Source organism: Pelorhabdus sp. sgz311001 (genome assembly GCF_055901755.1).
This window is the reverse complement of sequence record NZ_JBVXUT010000002.1, coordinates 575,413-592,622: the sequence shown is the minus strand read 5'-3', so window position 1 is coordinate 592,622 and position 17,210 is coordinate 575,413. Positions and strand designations below refer to the sequence as shown.

Here is a 17,210-nt window from a genome sequence, read left to right as displayed (position 1 = left end):
CGCTATAGTAAATATTTGACCTCTAATTTTCTGGAATTGTAAATAATTATCAATGACGAAAACCTTGATTTTTCAGTTTATTGGCTATATTGCAAATTGGCATGTAACTTGCAATTGTTATTTGTGATATATTTAACAAACAATTATCGTATGGGAGGAAAGAATATGCTGGCACTTCTGGGTTTGGTTACCATAGTCACTCTGCTTGGCGTTATTATTACAAAACGGATGTCGCCCCTTGTAGCACTCATTGCTGTGCCGATTGCCGCTTCGCTAATCGGCGGTTTTGGCCTAGCCACAGGTAAATTTATGATTAAAGGAATTCAGGGGATTGCGCCTGTAGCAACAATGTTCGTTTTCGCGATCTTATTTTTTGGCGTGATGAGCGATGCAGGCTTGTTTGATCCAATTATTAATGCGGTGTTAAAGGCCGTAGGCAGTAATCCGGCGCGCATTACTGTAGGAACAGCGCTACTAGCGCTATTGATTCACTTAGACGGATCAGGGGCAGTTTGTTTTCTCATTACGATTCCGGCGATGCTCCCAATTTATGAACGACTTAAGATGGATAAACGGATTTTATGCCTTATGGTTTCTTTGGCAGCCGGTGTGAACTTTCTTCCTTGGACCGGACCGACGCTTCGTTCATCAGCGGCGTTGAATATTCCGGTATCAGAGATTTTTACTCCCCTTGTGTGGGTTCAGATCATCGGACTTGTCTTTGTATTTACTATCGCCTATATCCTTGGCAAAAAGGAAGCTCGTCGGCTCGGTATTGACGGCAGTCAGTCTGTCGATGTAGTTCTGAAGCGAGAACTTAAGGCAGAGGAAATTGAACTTAGACGGCCTAAGGTTTTCTGGGTTAATGTAGTTTTAACTCTCGGTGTCATGGCAACTATGATTAGCGGTAAAGTCGATCCAGCCGTTATGTTTATGATTGGTACGGTAATCGCATTAATGATCAATTATCCGAATGTGGATATGCAGAAAAAACGCGTTGACGCTCATGCGAAAGCAGCCTTGATGATGGCTGGGATTTTATTGGCGGCTGGTTCCTTTACGGGAATTATGGGCGGAACCGGTATGATCAAGGAAATGGCGAAGGTGACAGTTTCCTTTGTTCCGCCGGCATTGGCTTCCCATATTCCGTTTGCGATGGGCCTAGTGGCCATGCCGCTGAGCTTGTTGTTTGACCCTGACTCCTTCTATTTCGGTGTAATGCCAGTAGCGGCCGGGGTCGCTGAAATGCTTGGCGTAGCGCCGATTCAAGTTGCTCAGGCGTCGCTTATGGGACAAATGACGACAGGTTTTCCTGTGAGTCCCTTGACGCCAGCTACTTTCTTGATTGTTGGCTTGACTGGTGTAGAACTCGGGGAACACCAAAAATTTGCAATTCCTTATTTATGGGGCGCTTCGATTGTTATGACGGTTGCCGCGGCCTGTATCGGCGTTTTCCCCTTCTAATAATAAATGTAAAAACTGGATGAGGTGATAAGCAATGAAAAAAATTCGCATTGGTTCTGGCGCTGGTTATGCCGGTGACAGAATTGAGCCAGCTGTTGAAGTGGCCCAAAAGGGAAACATTCAATATTTAATTTTTGAATGCTTAGCAGAAAGAACAATCGCTTTGGCCCAAAAGGCAAAATTAGCCGATCCGAATGCCGGCTATGACGCGCTTTTGGCTGATCGGATGCATGCCGTTTTGGCGATTTGCAAAGAAAAAGGTATCAAAATTATCACAAATATGGGGGCGGCAAATCCGGCGGCAGGCGCTAAAAAAATCAAGGAAATTGCACAGGAGCTTGGTCTTAAGGATTTGAAAATTGCGGCAGTGCTAGGCGATGATGTCCTTGAGCATGTATTGGCTCATGATTATGAAATTTTAGAAACAGGTCAGCCATTGGCAACGATCAAAGATAAGATTGTTTCTGCCAATGCCTATCTTGGCTGCGCTCCTATGGTGGCGGCACTTCGTGAAGGGGCTGATGTAATTATTACTGGCCGTGTAGCCGACCCGGCATTGTTTTTAGCACCGCTTGTCTATGAATTTAATTGGTCTTTAGACAATTGGGATCTTTTAGGTAAGGGCACAGTTCTTGGTCACCTTATGGAATGCGCTGGGCAGGTAACTGGCGGTTATTTTGCTGATCCCGGTTACAAAGATGTAGCTGATTTAGCTCGTCTTGGTTTCCCGATTGCGGAAGCGGCAGAAGACGGTTCCTTTATTATCACGAAAGTCGCAGAAGCAGGCGGCAGAGTCACACCAGCGACCTGCCAGGAACAGCTTATTTATGAAATTCACGACCCGAAAACCTACTTGACGCCTGATGTAGTGGCTGATTTTTCCGCGGTTTCGTTTAAAGAGCAGCGACCTGATGCAGTTTCTGTCAGTGGTGCGACGGGACGATCTCGTACGGATTCCTTCAAGGTATCAGTGGGGTATCGCGATAGCTATATTGGGGAAGGGCAAATCAGCTATGCCGGACCGGGGGCAGCTGAGCGGGCTCAACTGGCCTTGGAAATTGTTAAAGAACGGTTGATACTGACTGGCGTTTCTTATGATGAGATTAAATTCGATCTTATTGGCATGAATTCGCTTCATGGCGAGGCTCTTTCCACTGGTTCTTATTCTCCCTATGAAGTACGCCTTCGCGTTGCCGCACGGACAAAGACGCTGAAGGAAGCGACGCGTATTGGCAATGAGGTCGAAAGCTTGTACACGAATGGTCCGGCGGGCGGCGGCGGTGCCACAAAAAGCGCCAAAGAGGTTGTTGCTGTTTTATCGGTACTATTGCCGCGGGACCTTGTGAAAGCTACTTTGCATTATGAGGTGATATAAGATGAAATTAAGAGAAATTGCTCATTCCAGAACAGGCGATAAAGGCAATATTTCTAACATATCGCTCATTGCCTACGATTCAAAAGATTATTCTCGTTTAGAAAAGTATGTTACAGCAGAAGCGGTTCAAAAGCATTTTTCTCAGATTGTAAAAGGAAAAGTAGTCCGTTATACTTTGCCCAATATTGGCGCCTTGAATTTTGTGCTCTATGATGCTCTTGGCGGTGGTGTAACAAGGTCCTTAGCACTTGACGCTCACGGAAAATCGCTTAGCTCAGCGCTGATGAATCTAGAGATTCCCGAAGCGTAGCAACATTACAGCGACTCAGGAACAAGATAGCGACTGATAAAAAACAACAGCTCATTTTATGAGAGCTGTTGTTTTTTTGCAAATTTTCATGCAACGTGACAGGAAAAAGGGCTTAATTTGCGGAAATAATACGTCAAAGACAGAAGCTAGTTAAAGCGACACTGTTGCAGGAGGTTTTTCGATGGGGCAGCCGCGGCAGAGAGACGTTATGGAAACGTGGTACGGTCAAATTCTTGATTCGTTAAATAACGGCATTTTAGTTATTGATCATAAACAGATTGTCCAATACATTAATGATGAATATACGCGAATTACTGGTGTAAAAAAGGAACAGATTTTAGGCAGGATTTTATCGGATGTTCGACCAGGAGCGATGTTGCCGAAAGTGATTGCTACAGGTAAGGCTGTTTATGGCGCCTATCGTCGCGAAGGCGACATCGAATACGTAGCTGATATGGCCCCGATTCGTGTAAACGGCGCTATCTGCGGCGGGGTGTCAGTTGTTAAAGATATTACGGAAGTGCGGCGTCTTACTGCTGAAGTGGAGCGAGTAACGAAGCGGAGTCGTCAGCTAAAAAACTTAGTGGACCGACTATATCAGGTAAAGTATACTTTTGACGATATTTTAGGTCAGAGTAAAGCGTTACAGGAAACGATTCACATTGCCCAAAAGGCGGCGCAGTGTGATGCCGATATCTTGATTTATGGCGCTAGCGGTACTGGTAAAGAGTTGTTTGCACAGGCGATTCATCATGCGAGTGCTAGACGGTCCGGTCCTTTTGTGGCGATCAATTGTGCCGCCATTGCGCCGAATTTAGTAGAAAGCGAGCTCTTCGGCTATGAGGAGGGCTCTTTTACGGGAGCAAAAAAGGGCGGACGCATTGGCCTGTTCGAAATGGCTAGTGGCGGTACCTTATTTCTTGATGAGATTGCTGAACTTCCTTTAGAAACTCAGGCGAAGCTGCTAAGGGTACTTCAGGAACGAACGATTCGACGTATCGGTGAAATGACTGAAATCTCTCTGGATTTACGGATTATTGCCGCGACACATCAAGATCTGTATCAGTTAACTTCCGAAAATAAGTTTCGTTCTGATGTGTATTATCGGTTAAATGTTATGAACTTTACGGTGCCGTCCTTGAAAGAACGGCAAGAAGATATTGCTTTATTAGCAAAATACTTTTTTTCTGCTGCTATGAAAAAAGCAGGCCGCTCTGTTCTGATTGATACTAGCGTGTACAGCGCCTTGCTCAACTATGATTGGCCAGGCAATGTGCGGGAACTAAAAAATATGGCCGAATATGCTGTCAATATGTGCGATGAAACGACTCTAACGTTAAGTCATCTGCCGAAGCGATTGGCGCCAGGAAATTTAGACGAGTTTAATTATACCGAATCGTTGGCTGTACTCGTGAAAGACTTTGAGCGGCGTACGTTGCAACGATTGCTAGCGACTCATGGGACGAGTTTGGCGGCAAAGCGGCAAATTGCTGACAAAATGGGAATTTCTCTAGCTACACTTTATAACAAGCTCAAAGAAATCAAGAAACTTCATTGAAATATTTCTGCGAATCACTGATATGGGGAATTTTTAAAATAGCTGAGTCTATCAGCGGAAAATGGCAAAAAAAACGATGCAAGCGCCACGGAGGCACTTGGCATCGTTTTTCTCTATGTAAGAGCAACTGCGCTTTACGGACGGACAATGACGGAGACGCCATCAGGAATTACGGTTATGGAAGCCTTTGCGCCAACAATCTTTTCTGCTTCGGCCATGGCTTCTTCGAGGGTGCTAGTCACAGCAACTTGCATATCTTTAAACATTTGGTGATCGCACAAATCTGTGACTACGATAACATGGGCTTTTAGCTGGATACGAGCTAAAATTTGTGCCTCCCACTGATCGGCAATCGTTTTTTCAGCAGGTATCTGCATGATTTTTTCCATGACTTCCGAAGCACCGCCGGGAGCTTTGGCAAACCAATCGTAAAAAGCTTTGCCGCCATGACCGTCGTTGCAGGCGCTGCAGATGATAATAACGCCGCCTGGTTTCACTGTAGCTTCAGCTGCAGACATGCCTTTTACTGATTGATAGAGGTTTTGATCAAGGGGATAGCCGCCGTTGGAGGTGACGACAATATCAGCAGGACAAGCTTTGACGGAAGCCAGTTCGCCGACAAATTGGCAGCCTTCTTCATGGGCTTTGACCGAATGGCCGGCAAAAGCCTTAATGATTTTTTTCTCAGCATCAATGACCACATTGAGGATAAAGGCCAGCTTAGCCTGCTCGGCAGCGGCTAGCATATCTTTATGGATTGGGTTTTCCGCTAAATTTCCAGTGCGGGCTTTTTCACTGTCAATGAACTGTGAGCAGTGATTGTAAAGAACGGTGACCTGGCTAGCGATTCCTGGTAAAACACTCTTGCGACCGCCAGAAAAACCGGCAAAAAAATGCGGTTCAATAAAGCCTTCGCCGACGAGTAAATCTGCTTCCATAGCGAGCTTATTAACAATCGTAGAGCCGCCGGAAGGAAGTTCACCAATTTTCACCATGGCGCTGTCATCTTGGCTGTCATGAATTACAATATCAATGGTTTTACGGAAGGCTTCGCCAAACTTGGCATTTAGTTCTGCTTCTGTTGTGGCTCTGTGAAAGCCTGTAGCAACAAGGAATGTAATTTTTCCGTCAGGATTGGTACTGCGGATTTCTTCTACTAAGAGCGGCGAAATAATGCGGCTGGGAACGGGGCGGGTGTGATCGCTCGTGATAATCACAATGTGTTTTTTTCCTTTGGCCAGTTCAGCGAGACGCGGCGAACCGATCGGATTGGCTAAAGCTGTTTTTACAAGTGTCGCTTCATCAGCTTCAGCGGTAAAACTTTCTGCTTTGGATTGAAGAATACCCTGCAGTCGATCAGCGGGAATTGAAAGCTCTAGATGTTTTTTGGCATAAGGAATTTTAACTGTGGTCATATAAATCCTCCTTTAAAATCGCTCAAACACAATTGGTAATGGCGAAAGATTTAATCTATTGTAAATTTTCGCTATTTAATGAAGATATCCTTTTGTATACCAAGAAAGTCATAAATTTGTTTTTAAAATATAAGTTGAAATTTGTGTAATAAATAACATATAATGTAAAATATGACTAAAGATGAGGGGTGAGCAAGTAGTGGCAAGTATAGAGGAAGTGCGGTCAGGCCTATATAAGCTAGTCAGCCTAAAGGGCTTGCGTCACCCTGATGTGCTGGATATGAGCCAATATCTCGATGAATTGCTGAATCAGTATGAGCAAGGTCGAGAATCGACTGAAAGAGTGAATTCTTAAGCCAAGGTAAAGCTTAGAGGCAGCTCTAGTAGAAATGGCAATATTATGGCATAATAAGAGAAGTACTAGTAGAAAAGAGGGGTAATTCCACTATGAAAAAAGCTGTAATTGAAATGGATAAAGGTATTATTGAAATTGAACTTTTCGAACAGGAAGCACCTGGCACTGTAGCTAATTTTGAAAAATTAATCACGGAAGGTTTTTATGACGGATTGACTTTCCACCGCGTGATTCCCGGCTTTGTAGCACAAGGCGGCTGCCCGCGCGGCGACGGCACTGGCGGTCCTGGCTATACGATTCCTTGTGAAACCAAAGGAAATCCTCACAAACATGAACGCGGCTCGTTATCGATGGCTCATCGTGGGCCGAATACAGGTGGCAGCCAATTCTTTATCGTCTATGAACCGCAACCCCATCTTGATGGCATGCATACGGTTTTCGGTAAAGTCATTAGCGATATGGATGTTGTCGATCTCATTGAACAGGGCGACAGAATGAATAAGGTAACTGTTGTAGTTGACTGAGGCAATAAACAATAAAAAGATGTAAAGTTGTAAATTGTTTTAAGGAGCCTCTTGACAGACGAGAAGCTCGCTGTTATTATTATAAATAACCTCATAACCTACAGGCAATGAAGCCTTCGCAGCGTAGTCAATACGTGCGGAGGCTTTTTGTGTTTCTTTTGAACAATGACGTTCAGGAATTTTATTTTCCTGGGCGTTTTGTAGTTTTTTGAGGGAATTTTAGGCAAAGGAAGGGATTTGGGATGAAAAGAAGTTGGGCTATTATACTTTTATGTTTACTCTTTACAATGGTCATCTTACCTGTGGCTTTTGCCGATGATGGAACAGCAACGGCAGCGGCAGCTGACGCGGCTGATGCGGCAAAAATTGATAGCGGCGACACAGCCTTTGTGCTTGTAAGCGCGGCGCTTGTTATGCTTATGACGCCAGGTCTTGCCTTTTTCTACGGCGGTATGGTGCGAACTAAGAATGCACTCAGCACAATTATGCAGAGCTTTTTTATTGTAGCGCTTATCTCGGTACAGTGGGTACTTTGGGGTTATAGTATTGCCTTTGGACCTGATATTAATCATTTATTCGGCAGTTTGGAATGGTTTGGTTTAAATGGCGTTGGTATGGATCCCAACAGCGATTATGCAGCAACGATTCCCCAATATGTTTTTGTAATGTTCCAAGCAATGTTTGCGATCATTACACCGGCGCTTATTACGGGTTCTTTTGCGGAACGGATGAAATTCCCGGCTTTTGTAGCTTTTACTTTGATTTGGGCCACTTTTGTTTATGATCCAGTAGCTCATTGGGTGTGGGGTACTGGCGGTTGGCTCAAGGACCTAGGCGTTCTTGATTTTGCTGGTGGTACAGTCGTTCATATTTTGTCTGGTGTCTCTGGGTTAGTCATTGCTCTCGTACTTGGCAAACGGCGCGGCTATGGCCATGAAATTATGTTGCCCCATCATCTACCCATGACAGTACTTGGTGCAGCCCTTCTCTGGTTTGGCTGGTTTGGATTTAATGCTGGCAGCGCGTTAAGCGCTAACGGTTTGGCTGGTCTCGCTTTCCTTGTTACGAATACAGCGGCTGGCGCTGCTGCTTTATCTTGGGTATTTACTGAATGGCTGGTTCATGGTAAACCGACTGTTCTTGGCGCCGCAAGCGGTTGCGTGGCTGGTCTTGTAGCGATTACACCAGCTTCCGGTTTTGTAACTCCTCTTGCCTCTATCGTAATTGGTTTAGTGGCAGGTGTTATATGCTTCTTCTCGGTTAGTGTAGCGAAAGCTAAATTAGGCTATGATGATTCGCTTGACGCCTTTGGCGTTCATGGCGTAGGCGGTACCTGGGGTGCCTTGGCTACAGGCCTTTTTGCTACAACCTCAGTGAATCCGGCTGGCGCTGACGGCCTGTTTTATGGCAATGCTGCGCAGTTTACAACACAATGTATTGGCGTAGCTACAAGCTGGGCTTTTGCGGCTGTAATGACTTTCATTATCTTAAAAGCCGTAGGGTTAGTCTTTACCCTTCGTTCTAGTGAAGACGAAGAAAGCCAAGGTCTCGATCTTTCAGAACATGGCGAACGCGGCTATGCTCATCAGGATATTGCTATCGGTTCACAGATTTCCTTCGCGGTAAGCGAGTCCCCGTCAGAAAAGGTTGTTACCAAAACAACTTTAGCGTAAACTCATAAGAGAAGACCGACAGTTTATATCATTTGAGGAGGTTGCCTATGAGAAAGATTACGAAAGTGGAAATTATTACTCGTCCTGCTAAATTGGAAGAATTAAAAGATGCTTTAAATGAAATCGGTGTTGCCGGAATGACTGTTACTCAAGTATTTGGGTGCGGTCTGACGAAAGGCCATAAAGAAGTCTATCGCGGCAAAGAATATAATATTAGTCTGCTTCCTAAAATAAAGCTGGAAACAGTTGTTTGCGAAGTGCCTGTGGAGCTTGTTGTGGAAACAGCGAAACGGATTTGTCACACCGGTGAAGTCGGTGATGGGAAAATTTTCGTCTATCCTTTAGAAAATGCCGTTCGGATTCGAACTGGCGAAGAAGGGGACGCAGCCATCATCGATCCCCAATAAATTGCCCCATCTGCCTTCGGCCTTGTGTCGGGGGCTTTTTTTTACTTTATGACAGGAAGGGCCTTGTTTTTCGCGAAACACTAAGAAAGAGAAAAAGAGGCGACAAGCATGTTTTCCTGGATAAAGCGGCACGAAAACAGCGAAAGCGAAATTTGGTCGACTTGGCGGATATTAGCGGATCTAGAGCAGCGGTTTCCTGGAGTTTGGCTGCCGCAAGCTGCCGCTTGTCGGACCTTGCTGCCGCACAGTCGTCCCCTGACGGAACTTTCCTTGCCACAAGCTATGAACGACTTCATTCTTCGCTACGAACCGAAAGCCAAAAGCGGAATTTATGAGCATCAGGCACAGATTTTAGTAGCTGCCTGCCAGACGACGGCTCATCTGATTTTGACAAGCGGGACTGGATCTGGCAAGAGTCTGTGTTTTTTATCGTTTGTTCTGGAGGCTTTGAGTCGCTCACTTCAGACAACTGCGCTTATTTGCCTGCCGACGCAGGCGCTGTTGTGGGGACAGGCTGAAAGACTGGCAGCACTTTCAACGGACTGTTCCTATAATCACGCGGGGCAAGCTATGGCTGGAAAACTTGTCGTTGCTGGTCAGCCCATTTGCTGGACCATTTGGAAGGGAAGTCAAGACGATGCCCAGATGCAGCGACATCAAGGCACTTCGGCCTTTGGCCGAGCCAGGCTGCGTTTGGCTACGATTGATAAAGTCCATTTTTCCTTGCTCAGGGAAGGGGCTTTTTTTCGCCAGCTTGCTGTGATGGTGCTTGATGAGGCCCACCAGTATCAGGGGATTTTTGGGGCGCAAACAGCCTATCTGATGAAACGGATTGCTGTGCTCAAGGAAGTCTTTTCGCTTTCGCCAGTACGGTTTTTTCTGGCTTCAGCGACGCTGCCGCAGCCCATTGATTTTGCTTCTCGTCTGTTGTCAGTACCGAAGTCTGCGATCCTTCATATTGATGGGAGCGCCACCGAAACTGTTGAGTTTATTTCACTGGCGGCGGCAAAATCCTTTTTGAAGCAACGTGAAGCCGCGTTAAAACGAATCGTGTTGTTTTATGATCGGCAGCCAGGACGACCGGAATTGACGTCGTTATTAACAGCGAAACCCCTTCGGCATAGCCGGGCACTGTACTTTTGTCAAAGCAAGGCCATGAGCCGTCGGCTGCGGTTTTTGCTAAAACCGCACTTGGCGCAGCCCGTCTTACTCTATGACGCGGATCTGTTGCCTGAGGAGCGACGAGAGTTAGAACAGACTTTCCGTCACCACGTAGAGCGGCCTCTTTTGCTTATTGCCACAAATGCGCTGGAACTGGGCGTTGATATTGGCGGGCTTGACATCTGTTTGCTGCCTAATCTAACACTTGGCCAGGCGGCGTTTCAGCAGCGGCTGGGGCGAGTAGGAAGAGCTGTGACGCGGCCTGGGCTTGTTATTGCAGGTCTCGGTGTTTCGCCATGGGAAGCGGCTTTAAAACAGCATCTCACTGCTTTGTTTTTACCACGGCAAACGCCGTTGCCTCTGCCGCTTGCGCTGCCTGCTTTAAAAGAGCGGAGCTTGCTTTTGGCTGGTAGCGAAAAAGACCTGCAAAGTGCAGCTTTTACTGTTAGGGTGAAGCCGCAGCGGTGGCGGGCGGCTTGTCAGAGAATTTATGGCTGCGAACCTGCGGAACGTGAGGCCCAGGCAAAAGCTGCCAGGATGAGTCGGCAGTTATACGATGGATTTCGCGGCCCACAGGAGCGTAAAGTAGAATTGATTGCAAATGGCACGAAAGAGCCAATTGCTTTCATGGCGCGGCATTGTCTGTTAGCCAGAGGTCATGCTGGCGCTATCTATATTGATGAACTCAGTCATTTCTGGCAAGTGCTGCCTGCTTCGTTTCAGCAAAGGGCGGAAGGAGCAACAGGCAGTTATCCTTTCGCTAGTGCTTTGGTGGATCGGTTGCTACTAGCGCCGCTCGCTGAGCGCGCTTATATTACGGCAGGCATTGTCCATGGTCAGGTCCGGTTTGTACGGCCCTTAGCGGATCCTATCGATAGCTCTTATCAATATGATCAAAGCAGTGCGGATTTAGTCTATGGTCTTTGGGAGAAGCTTACGACGGTAAAGTCTTACCGTCGCTTGACTTTAGCTGGGCGGGAAGTTGGCGTCATTGCTCTCGCGCCGCCGCTGCACTTATGCGAAAAAATATTGTGTCTAGGCTGGCGTTGGCAGTTGCCGCCAGTAGAGACTGCCAACGCCGCGCTTTGCCTTAGAGAAATGAAGCTATTTATGGAAACTGTATTTGCCGGTTTTCTTGCGCAGTCAGCCCAAGTGGGACAAGCAGATTGTTCGCTGATTTATTCAGCCAAGAATCGTCTTTTGCTGGTTCTTGATAATGACAGGGCGAATTGTCCGGCTTTATCGATTGGACCAGTAGCAGTCTGTGAGGCGTTGCAGCTTTCCCTACAGGCACTAAAGCTTTCGCCGGATTTACAAAATCCAGCGTTTCGAGCTGCTCTGCGAGAAATAACTGATACGGCGATTGCTTACCAAATTTTAACCCAGTGGTTGCGGCTATGGGAAAAGAAAAAAATCGCCAGACTGTGACAAAAAAAGGGCTTTTTTAGGTAAAAAGACTATGATTTCCTTTCGTGCTGGGTCATTTTGTGGTATAGTTATAAACGTGTAAGCCAAGCAAGAACTATCTCTTTGGTGATCGCAATAGATGAGAAAGAATGGAGTTTTTGTCTTATGGATTATTTTTTAGCTATCGATTTTGATGGTACGATAGCCGATAGAGATGTAACAGATGCGGTATTGGAGCAATTTGCCGAACCGGAATGGGAGTTTATCGAAAAGCAGTGGGAAGCTGGCATCTTTGGTTCGCAGGAATGTTTGCGCCGTCAGATGGCCTTAGTGAAACGACCGCTTACAGAACTCTTAGAGTTTGTTTCTACCATATCCATTGACCCATCCTTTAGAGCGTTTGTTCAGTTTGCCCAAAGAGAAAAAATTCCTATGGCTATTATTAGCGATGGTTTTGAAGTGTTTATTCAGCGGATTTTAGAGCAGAACGGGCTACAAGGTCTTGCTGTTTATGCTAATACTTTAAAAGAGCATGAGGGGGCTTTTATGACGTCCTATCCTCATAACAGTCCGCACTGCCCCTCAGGGACGTGTAAATGCCAGACAGCCGAAGTAATTTCCGGGGGATTGCCCGTGTATTTGATCGGCGATGGACGCAGCGATTTTTGTTTAGCTAAGCAAGCTGATTTTGTCTATGCTAAGGCCAAGCTTGTTGATTTTTGTGAGGAAGAAGGCCTGGATTATTGCGTTTACCGATCTTTTCAGGAAATTCAGCAGGATTTACGCGTGCGGCAAAAGAGCCAGGCAGGTATTGCCTAACCAGGCTTAATTTATATAAAGTGAGGCTATATGTATGAAATGGGAAGAAATGACGGATGAAGAACTGCTCGCAGTAGAAGCGGAGTATTGTTCCTTTGGCGATACGGTTCACTATATTGATCCGGCCAAAATTTTCGATCACTGTGAAGGCTCCTGGCTGTTTGACAGACAGGACAAACCCTATCTGGATATGCAAATGTGGTATTCGGCAGTAAACTTTGGCTATAAGAATGAAGAAATTGGTGCAAAGCATCAGGCGCAGTTGGAAAAATTGCCGCAGTTAGCCTGCCAGTATCTCCATAAAGAAAAGATTATGCTTTCTTATGAATTATCGAAAGCGACGCAAGATCGTTTCGGCTCCAAGGGCCGCGTTCATTTCAACGTAGGCGGCGCTCAGGCTGTAGAAGATAGCTTAAAGCTGGTACGCAATTATAAGCATGGCAAGTCCTTGATGTTTGCGTTTATGGGCGGTTATCATGGCCGGACTCTGGCTGTATCGGAGATTACGAGCAGCTACCGCTATCGTCGTCGCTATGGCCATTTTGGTAACAGAGCGAACTTCATCCCCTATCCTTACTGCTATCGTTGTTTCTACGGCAAACAGGCTGGAAGCTGCGGGTATGAATGTATTCAACAGGTTGAAAAACTCTTTGAAACAGAATATTATGGTGTTTTAGATCCGAAAGTCAATGAAGCGGAATATGCTGCATTCTATATTGAACCAGTACAAGCTACAGGCGGCTATATTATTCCGCCGCGCGATTATTTTAATAAACTACAGAAAATCTTGAAGAAACATAACATTCTTCTTGTTTGTGATGAAATTCAAATGGGCTTCTATCGTACAGGAAAACTCTGGTCGACAGAGCACTTTAATGTTGATCCTGATGTCATTGTTTTCGGGAAAGCACTTACTAATGGCTTAAATCCGATTTCCGGTATGTGGGCCAAAGAAGAACTGATTTCACCACAGCTTTTCCCGCCTGGATCGACGCATTCTACTTTTGCCAGCAATCCACTGGGAACGGCGGCAGGTTTAGCTACGCTTCAATTCTGCAAAGATCAGGATATGGAAAAACAAGTGGCCGAAAAAGGCGCTTATCTCTTAAAAGAACTGAAGAAAATGAAAGAGCGTCATAGTGTTATTGGCGATGTCGACGGTCTGGGACTGGCATTGCGCATTGAAATGACTACATCTGACGGCTTTACGCCTGACAAGGCTTTGGCAGATCGCATTGTCGACGAAGCAATGAAAGGCGATATTGAAGTAGACGGCAAGCAGTATGGTCTTGTTCTTGACGTGGGCGGCCATTATAAGAATGTATTCACGCTGGCGCCGTCGCTTACGATTACCTTTGAAGAAATTGATCTCTTTATTAAACTCTTTGAAGCCATTTTGCACCGTTTGCATTTATAATTTGTGCTCTTTTTGGCTGAGGCACAGGATACCGTTAGCGACCTTCGGAGCTAACGGTTTTCTTGATATTTAAGGACAGGGAAAAACGGAATTTATCAATAGGGTGGAAGAAGTAACATGAGCAAATATGAAATTGAATTAACTGGCGGCGATCAAGCGGTATTGCTGCTTCACGGGCTTACGGGTAACCCGTTTGAAATGAAATTTTTGGCAGACAAACTCCACAAGAAGGGATTTTCTGTTTATGCGCCTTGTTTGCCTGGTCATAATGAAACGATTGAAGTGTTAAAACAGACTCCCTGGCAAGAGTGGTACCGAGGTGCGAGAGAAGCCTATTTGCATTTGAAAGAAACGCACGAACAGGTCGGCGTTGCCGGCCTTTGTATGGGAGCTGTGCTAGCTTTGGAGCTTGCGGCGGAATTTCCCGAAATTCCAGCAGTTTCGTTGATGTCGACTACGCTTTTTTATGATGGCTGGACGATACCTTGGTATTCCTTTCTAATTCCTTTAGTCTATTGTACGCCTTTAAAATATTTTTATTCTTTTACAGAGCGGCCGCCTTACGGTATAAAAAATGATCGACTGCGGAGTATTGTACTGAAAAATGCTTCAGAAATGGTTTATGATCGCGTACCTGGTTTGGCAATGGACCAAAATTTTCGACTTATTAACCACGTGAAAAGCCATTTGCAAGCTGTTACCGCCCCGATATTACTGCTCCATGCTCGTGAAGATGATACGGCTAGTCTAAAGAATGCCGAGTATGTCGAGCAGCATGTTGGATCTACATCAATTCGCAAAGTGATTTTAGAAGAGTCCTATCATATGATTACAGTTGATACGGACCGCCATTTAGTGGCAAAAGAAAATATAGAGTTTTTTACAACCTATCTGCGGCAGAATTGCTAAGCAGAAAAGGAGGAATTACGATGGATATGCCTGTGATGATGGTAGAAGTTGCTCAGCCGGCTAAGGCTTGGGATATGAGTACTAAATTTTCCGATATTGCAAAGATGATGGGGAAACTCAGAGAAGTTTGGGATCATCAGACTTTGGACGGCTTGGAAACAGGGAAAATCGTCGTAGCCGATGAATGGAGCAATGAGATTTTACGTAAGGCGATTGCTGACTCGCCTAAAATAAAAGAATTCCAAATGACTTCGCTTGGCGATAATAAAATGAAACTCCACCTTGTCAGTGAAGAGTCTGGCACAGTAGAGTTAGTTTGCAAAATTCATCAATTGGAACATGATAAAGACCATTCAATCCTCAAGATAGAGGTACTTTCCAAGAGCATGCCTGATCGGCCGATCCTTTCCTTCATGGCATCTTTCATGAGTATGGCTATGGTCGCAAAGCTAGCTGGTGTAAGCGCGGTCAACCCTGATATGAATATTACCTTTCGCGGGAATGATATAACGGTGGATTTCCATCAGGCTATTTTACATTCTCCTTTAGCTGATATCGAAGTGATGGGCTATCGACTGCTTGATTATTTAGTGATCTCCGGAGTGAAAAATCAGGCAGGTGCGATGGAATTACAAACGAATTTGACAGTGCCCCATCAAGTCATTGAAGTACTGAAAAATGTACTATAAGGCGCTTGACAAAGCATGGGAAGATCTCTATAGTACAAAGAGAGTTGCCCTTAATGGGGAGTAATTTGAGTCTGTAAATATGTAGGAGGCTGTACATGTCGTCCCTAGTAGAAGAAACGAATAAACGGCGAACCTTCGCCATCATTTCCCATCCAGATGCCGGGAAAACAACTTTGACGGAAAAGCTGCTACTCTATGGTGGTGCAATTCGCTTAGCTGGTTCTGTAAAGGCCCGTAAAGCGCAGAAGCATGCTGTATCGGACTGGATGGAAATAGAGAAACAAAGAGGTATCTCGGTTACATCGAGTGTATTGCAATTTGACTATCAAGGCTACCGTATTAATATTTTGGATACACCGGGCCATCAGGATTTCAGTGAAGATACGTATCGCACGCTGATGGCTGCTGATAGCGCTGTCATGCTTATTGATGTGGCCAAAGGCGTGGAAGAACAAACGAAAAAACTGTTTTATGTTTGTAAGCAGCGGGGCATTCCCGTCTTTACTTTTGTCAATAAATTGGATCGCTTTGGGAAAAACCCCTTTGACCTTATGGAAGAACTAGAACAGGTGCTAGGAATTCGCGCGTATCCCATGAACTGGCCTATCGGTGTGGACGGAAGTTATCTTGGCGTCTATAACCGTAAGCTCGCCCAGGTTGAATTGTTTGAGAAGGATGGCAGTCACGGTTCGGCTGTGTTGCCTTCCAAGCAGGGAAGTGTTGATGATCCTGCTTTTCAGGAGCTGTTAGGTCAGGAAGTTCATCAGTCGCTCATTGATGATATTGAACTACTAGATATGGCTGGCGACGCTTTTGATTTTGAAAAAGTACGCAATGGCGAGCTGACACCCATGTTTTTCGGGAGTGCTATGAGTAATTTTGGCGTGAGACCTTTTTTGGAGGCCTTTTTGGATTTAGCGCCAGCGCCAGCGCCTCGTCTTACAGAGGAAGGTCCAGTAGATCCAGTAGATCCCGCTTTCTCTGCCTTTATTTTTAAAATTCAGGCGAACATGAATCCGGCCCATCGCGATCGCCTTGCCTTTATGCGGATTTGTTCCGGCAAATTTACGAAAGGGATGAGCGTGTACCATGGTCGTAGCGGCAAAGCGATCAAACTTTCACAGCCACAACAGTTTTTAGCGCAGGAGCGGACTTTAATTGACGAAGCCTATCCTGGTGATATTGTGGGCCTGTTTGATCCTGGCGTTTTTGGGATCGGTGATACGATTTGTGATGAGGGAAAACGAATTGAGTTTAAAGATTTCCCCGTATTCCCGCCAGAACAGTTTGCCAGAGTACAACCGAAAGACACGATGCGTCGGAAACAGTTTATAAAAGGGATGACCGAACTGACCCAAGAGGGGGCCGTACAGGTCTTCCGCCAACATGATAGCGCGGTCGAATCCTTTATTGTCGGTGTTGTTGGTACGCTTCAGTTTGAAGTGCTTGAATATCGGCTAAAGAATGAATATGGCGTGGATATTCTCATGAATCGTCTACCCTTTGGCGTGGCCCGCTGGCTTTATAGTCAGTCAGGTGACCTTGTCGATATGAAAAAAGTAAAAAGCATGGAAAGCGGCATGCTTGTTTTTGATATTAAAGAGCGGCCTGTAGCTCTTGTGAACAATGAATGGTCCTTAAATTGGGTTATTGAACGGAATCCCGAACTGAAGTTCTTGACAGTTCCTTCTGATGCCCAACAGATTTAAGCAGCAGAGAAAATAAAT

Annotated in this window: 15 protein-coding genes; 14 read left to right on the top strand and 1 reads right to left on the bottom strand. The window is 45.6% G+C overall.

Annotated elements, in window-relative coordinates; all coding sequences use genetic code 11:
• Positions 1–165 precede the first annotated feature (165 nt).
• The 4 genes from AC0MXB_RS08665 to AC0MXB_RS08650 all read left to right on the top strand — a co-directional run bounded on the left by AC0MXB_RS08665 (position 166) and on the right by AC0MXB_RS08650 (position 4,707).
• Complete coding sequence (locus tag AC0MXB_RS08665; protein ID WP_474039259.1) at positions 166–1,464, top strand: CitMHS family transporter; 1,299 nt, start codon at positions 166–168, stop codon at positions 1,462–1,464.
• 34 nt (positions 1,465–1,498) lie between these two features.
• The gene (locus tag AC0MXB_RS08660; protein WP_474039258.1) at positions 1,499–2,839 is read left to right on the top strand and encodes an acyclic terpene utilization AtuA family protein; all 1,341 of its coding nucleotides are present in this window, start codon (positions 1,499–1,501) and stop codon (positions 2,837–2,839) included.
• Position 2,840: 1 nt separating this feature from the next.
• The gene (locus AC0MXB_RS08655; RefSeq protein WP_474039257.1) at positions 2,841–3,149 is read left to right on the top strand and encodes an AtuA-related protein; all 309 of its coding nucleotides are present in this window, start codon (positions 2,841–2,843) and stop codon (positions 3,147–3,149) included.
• A 181-nt stretch (positions 3,150–3,330) separates the two neighbouring features.
• The gene (locus AC0MXB_RS08650) at positions 3,331–4,707 is read left to right on the top strand and encodes a sigma-54 interaction domain-containing protein (protein WP_474039256.1); all 1,377 of its coding nucleotides are present in this window, start codon (positions 3,331–3,333) and stop codon (positions 4,705–4,707) included.
• Positions 4,708–4,841: 134 nt separating this feature from the next.
• On the opposite strand, the gene larA is transcribed toward AC0MXB_RS08650, so the two are convergent.
• Positions 4,842–6,122: a nickel-dependent lactate racemase gene (gene larA / locus AC0MXB_RS08645; RefSeq protein WP_474039255.1), complete on the bottom strand. Its 1,281-nt coding sequence runs from the start codon at positions 6,120–6,122 to the stop codon at positions 4,842–4,844.
• Between the two features lie 199 nt (positions 6,123–6,321).
• Here larA and AC0MXB_RS08640 point away from each other — a divergent pair, with 199 nt between their 5' ends.
• The 10 genes from AC0MXB_RS08640 (at position 6,322) to AC0MXB_RS08595 (ending at position 17,192) form a co-directional block, all read left to right on the top strand.
• Entirely contained in the window at positions 6,322–6,477 is a 156-nt protein-coding gene (locus AC0MXB_RS08640) for an aspartyl-phosphate phosphatase Spo0E family protein (protein WP_474039254.1), read from the top strand.
• A gap of 92 nt (positions 6,478–6,569) precedes the next feature.
• Complete coding sequence (locus AC0MXB_RS08635; RefSeq protein ID WP_474039253.1) at positions 6,570–7,001, top strand: peptidylprolyl isomerase; 432 nt, start codon at positions 6,570–6,572, stop codon at positions 6,999–7,001.
• A gap of 242 nt (positions 7,002–7,243) precedes the next feature.
• The gene (locus tag AC0MXB_RS08630) at positions 7,244–8,674 is read left to right on the top strand and encodes an ammonium transporter (protein WP_474039252.1); all 1,431 of its coding nucleotides are present in this window, start codon (positions 7,244–7,246) and stop codon (positions 8,672–8,674) included.
• 47 nt (positions 8,675–8,721) lie between these two features.
• Entirely contained in the window at positions 8,722–9,081 is a 360-nt protein-coding gene (locus AC0MXB_RS08625; protein ID WP_474039251.1) for a P-II family nitrogen regulator, read from the top strand.
• Between the two features lie 108 nt (positions 9,082–9,189).
• On the top strand, positions 9,190–11,670 hold the full coding sequence (locus AC0MXB_RS08620) for a DEAD/DEAH box helicase (RefSeq protein ID WP_474039250.1): 2,481 nt from the start codon (positions 9,190–9,192) through the stop codon (positions 11,668–11,670).
• Positions 11,671–11,814: 144 nt separating this feature from the next.
• Positions 11,815–12,468 (top strand): MtnX-like HAD-IB family phosphatase, encoded by a 654-nt coding sequence (locus AC0MXB_RS08615; protein WP_474039249.1) that lies wholly within the window; start codon positions 11,815–11,817, stop codon positions 12,466–12,468.
• Positions 12,469–12,502: 34 nt separating this feature from the next.
• On the top strand, positions 12,503–13,885 hold the full coding sequence (locus tag AC0MXB_RS08610) for an aspartate aminotransferase family protein (RefSeq protein ID WP_474039248.1): 1,383 nt from the start codon (positions 12,503–12,505) through the stop codon (positions 13,883–13,885).
• 117 nt (positions 13,886–14,002) lie between these two features.
• Entirely contained in the window at positions 14,003–14,794 is a 792-nt protein-coding gene (locus AC0MXB_RS08605; protein ID WP_474039247.1) for an alpha/beta hydrolase, read from the top strand.
• A 20-nt stretch (positions 14,795–14,814) separates the two neighbouring features.
• Complete coding sequence (locus AC0MXB_RS08600) at positions 14,815–15,483, top strand: hypothetical protein (protein WP_474039246.1); 669 nt, start codon at positions 14,815–14,817, stop codon at positions 15,481–15,483.
• 95 nt (positions 15,484–15,578) lie between these two features.
• The gene (locus AC0MXB_RS08595; RefSeq protein ID WP_474039245.1) at positions 15,579–17,192 is read left to right on the top strand and encodes a peptide chain release factor 3; all 1,614 of its coding nucleotides are present in this window, start codon (positions 15,579–15,581) and stop codon (positions 17,190–17,192) included.
• The last annotated feature ends 18 nt before the right edge of the window (positions 17,193–17,210 follow it).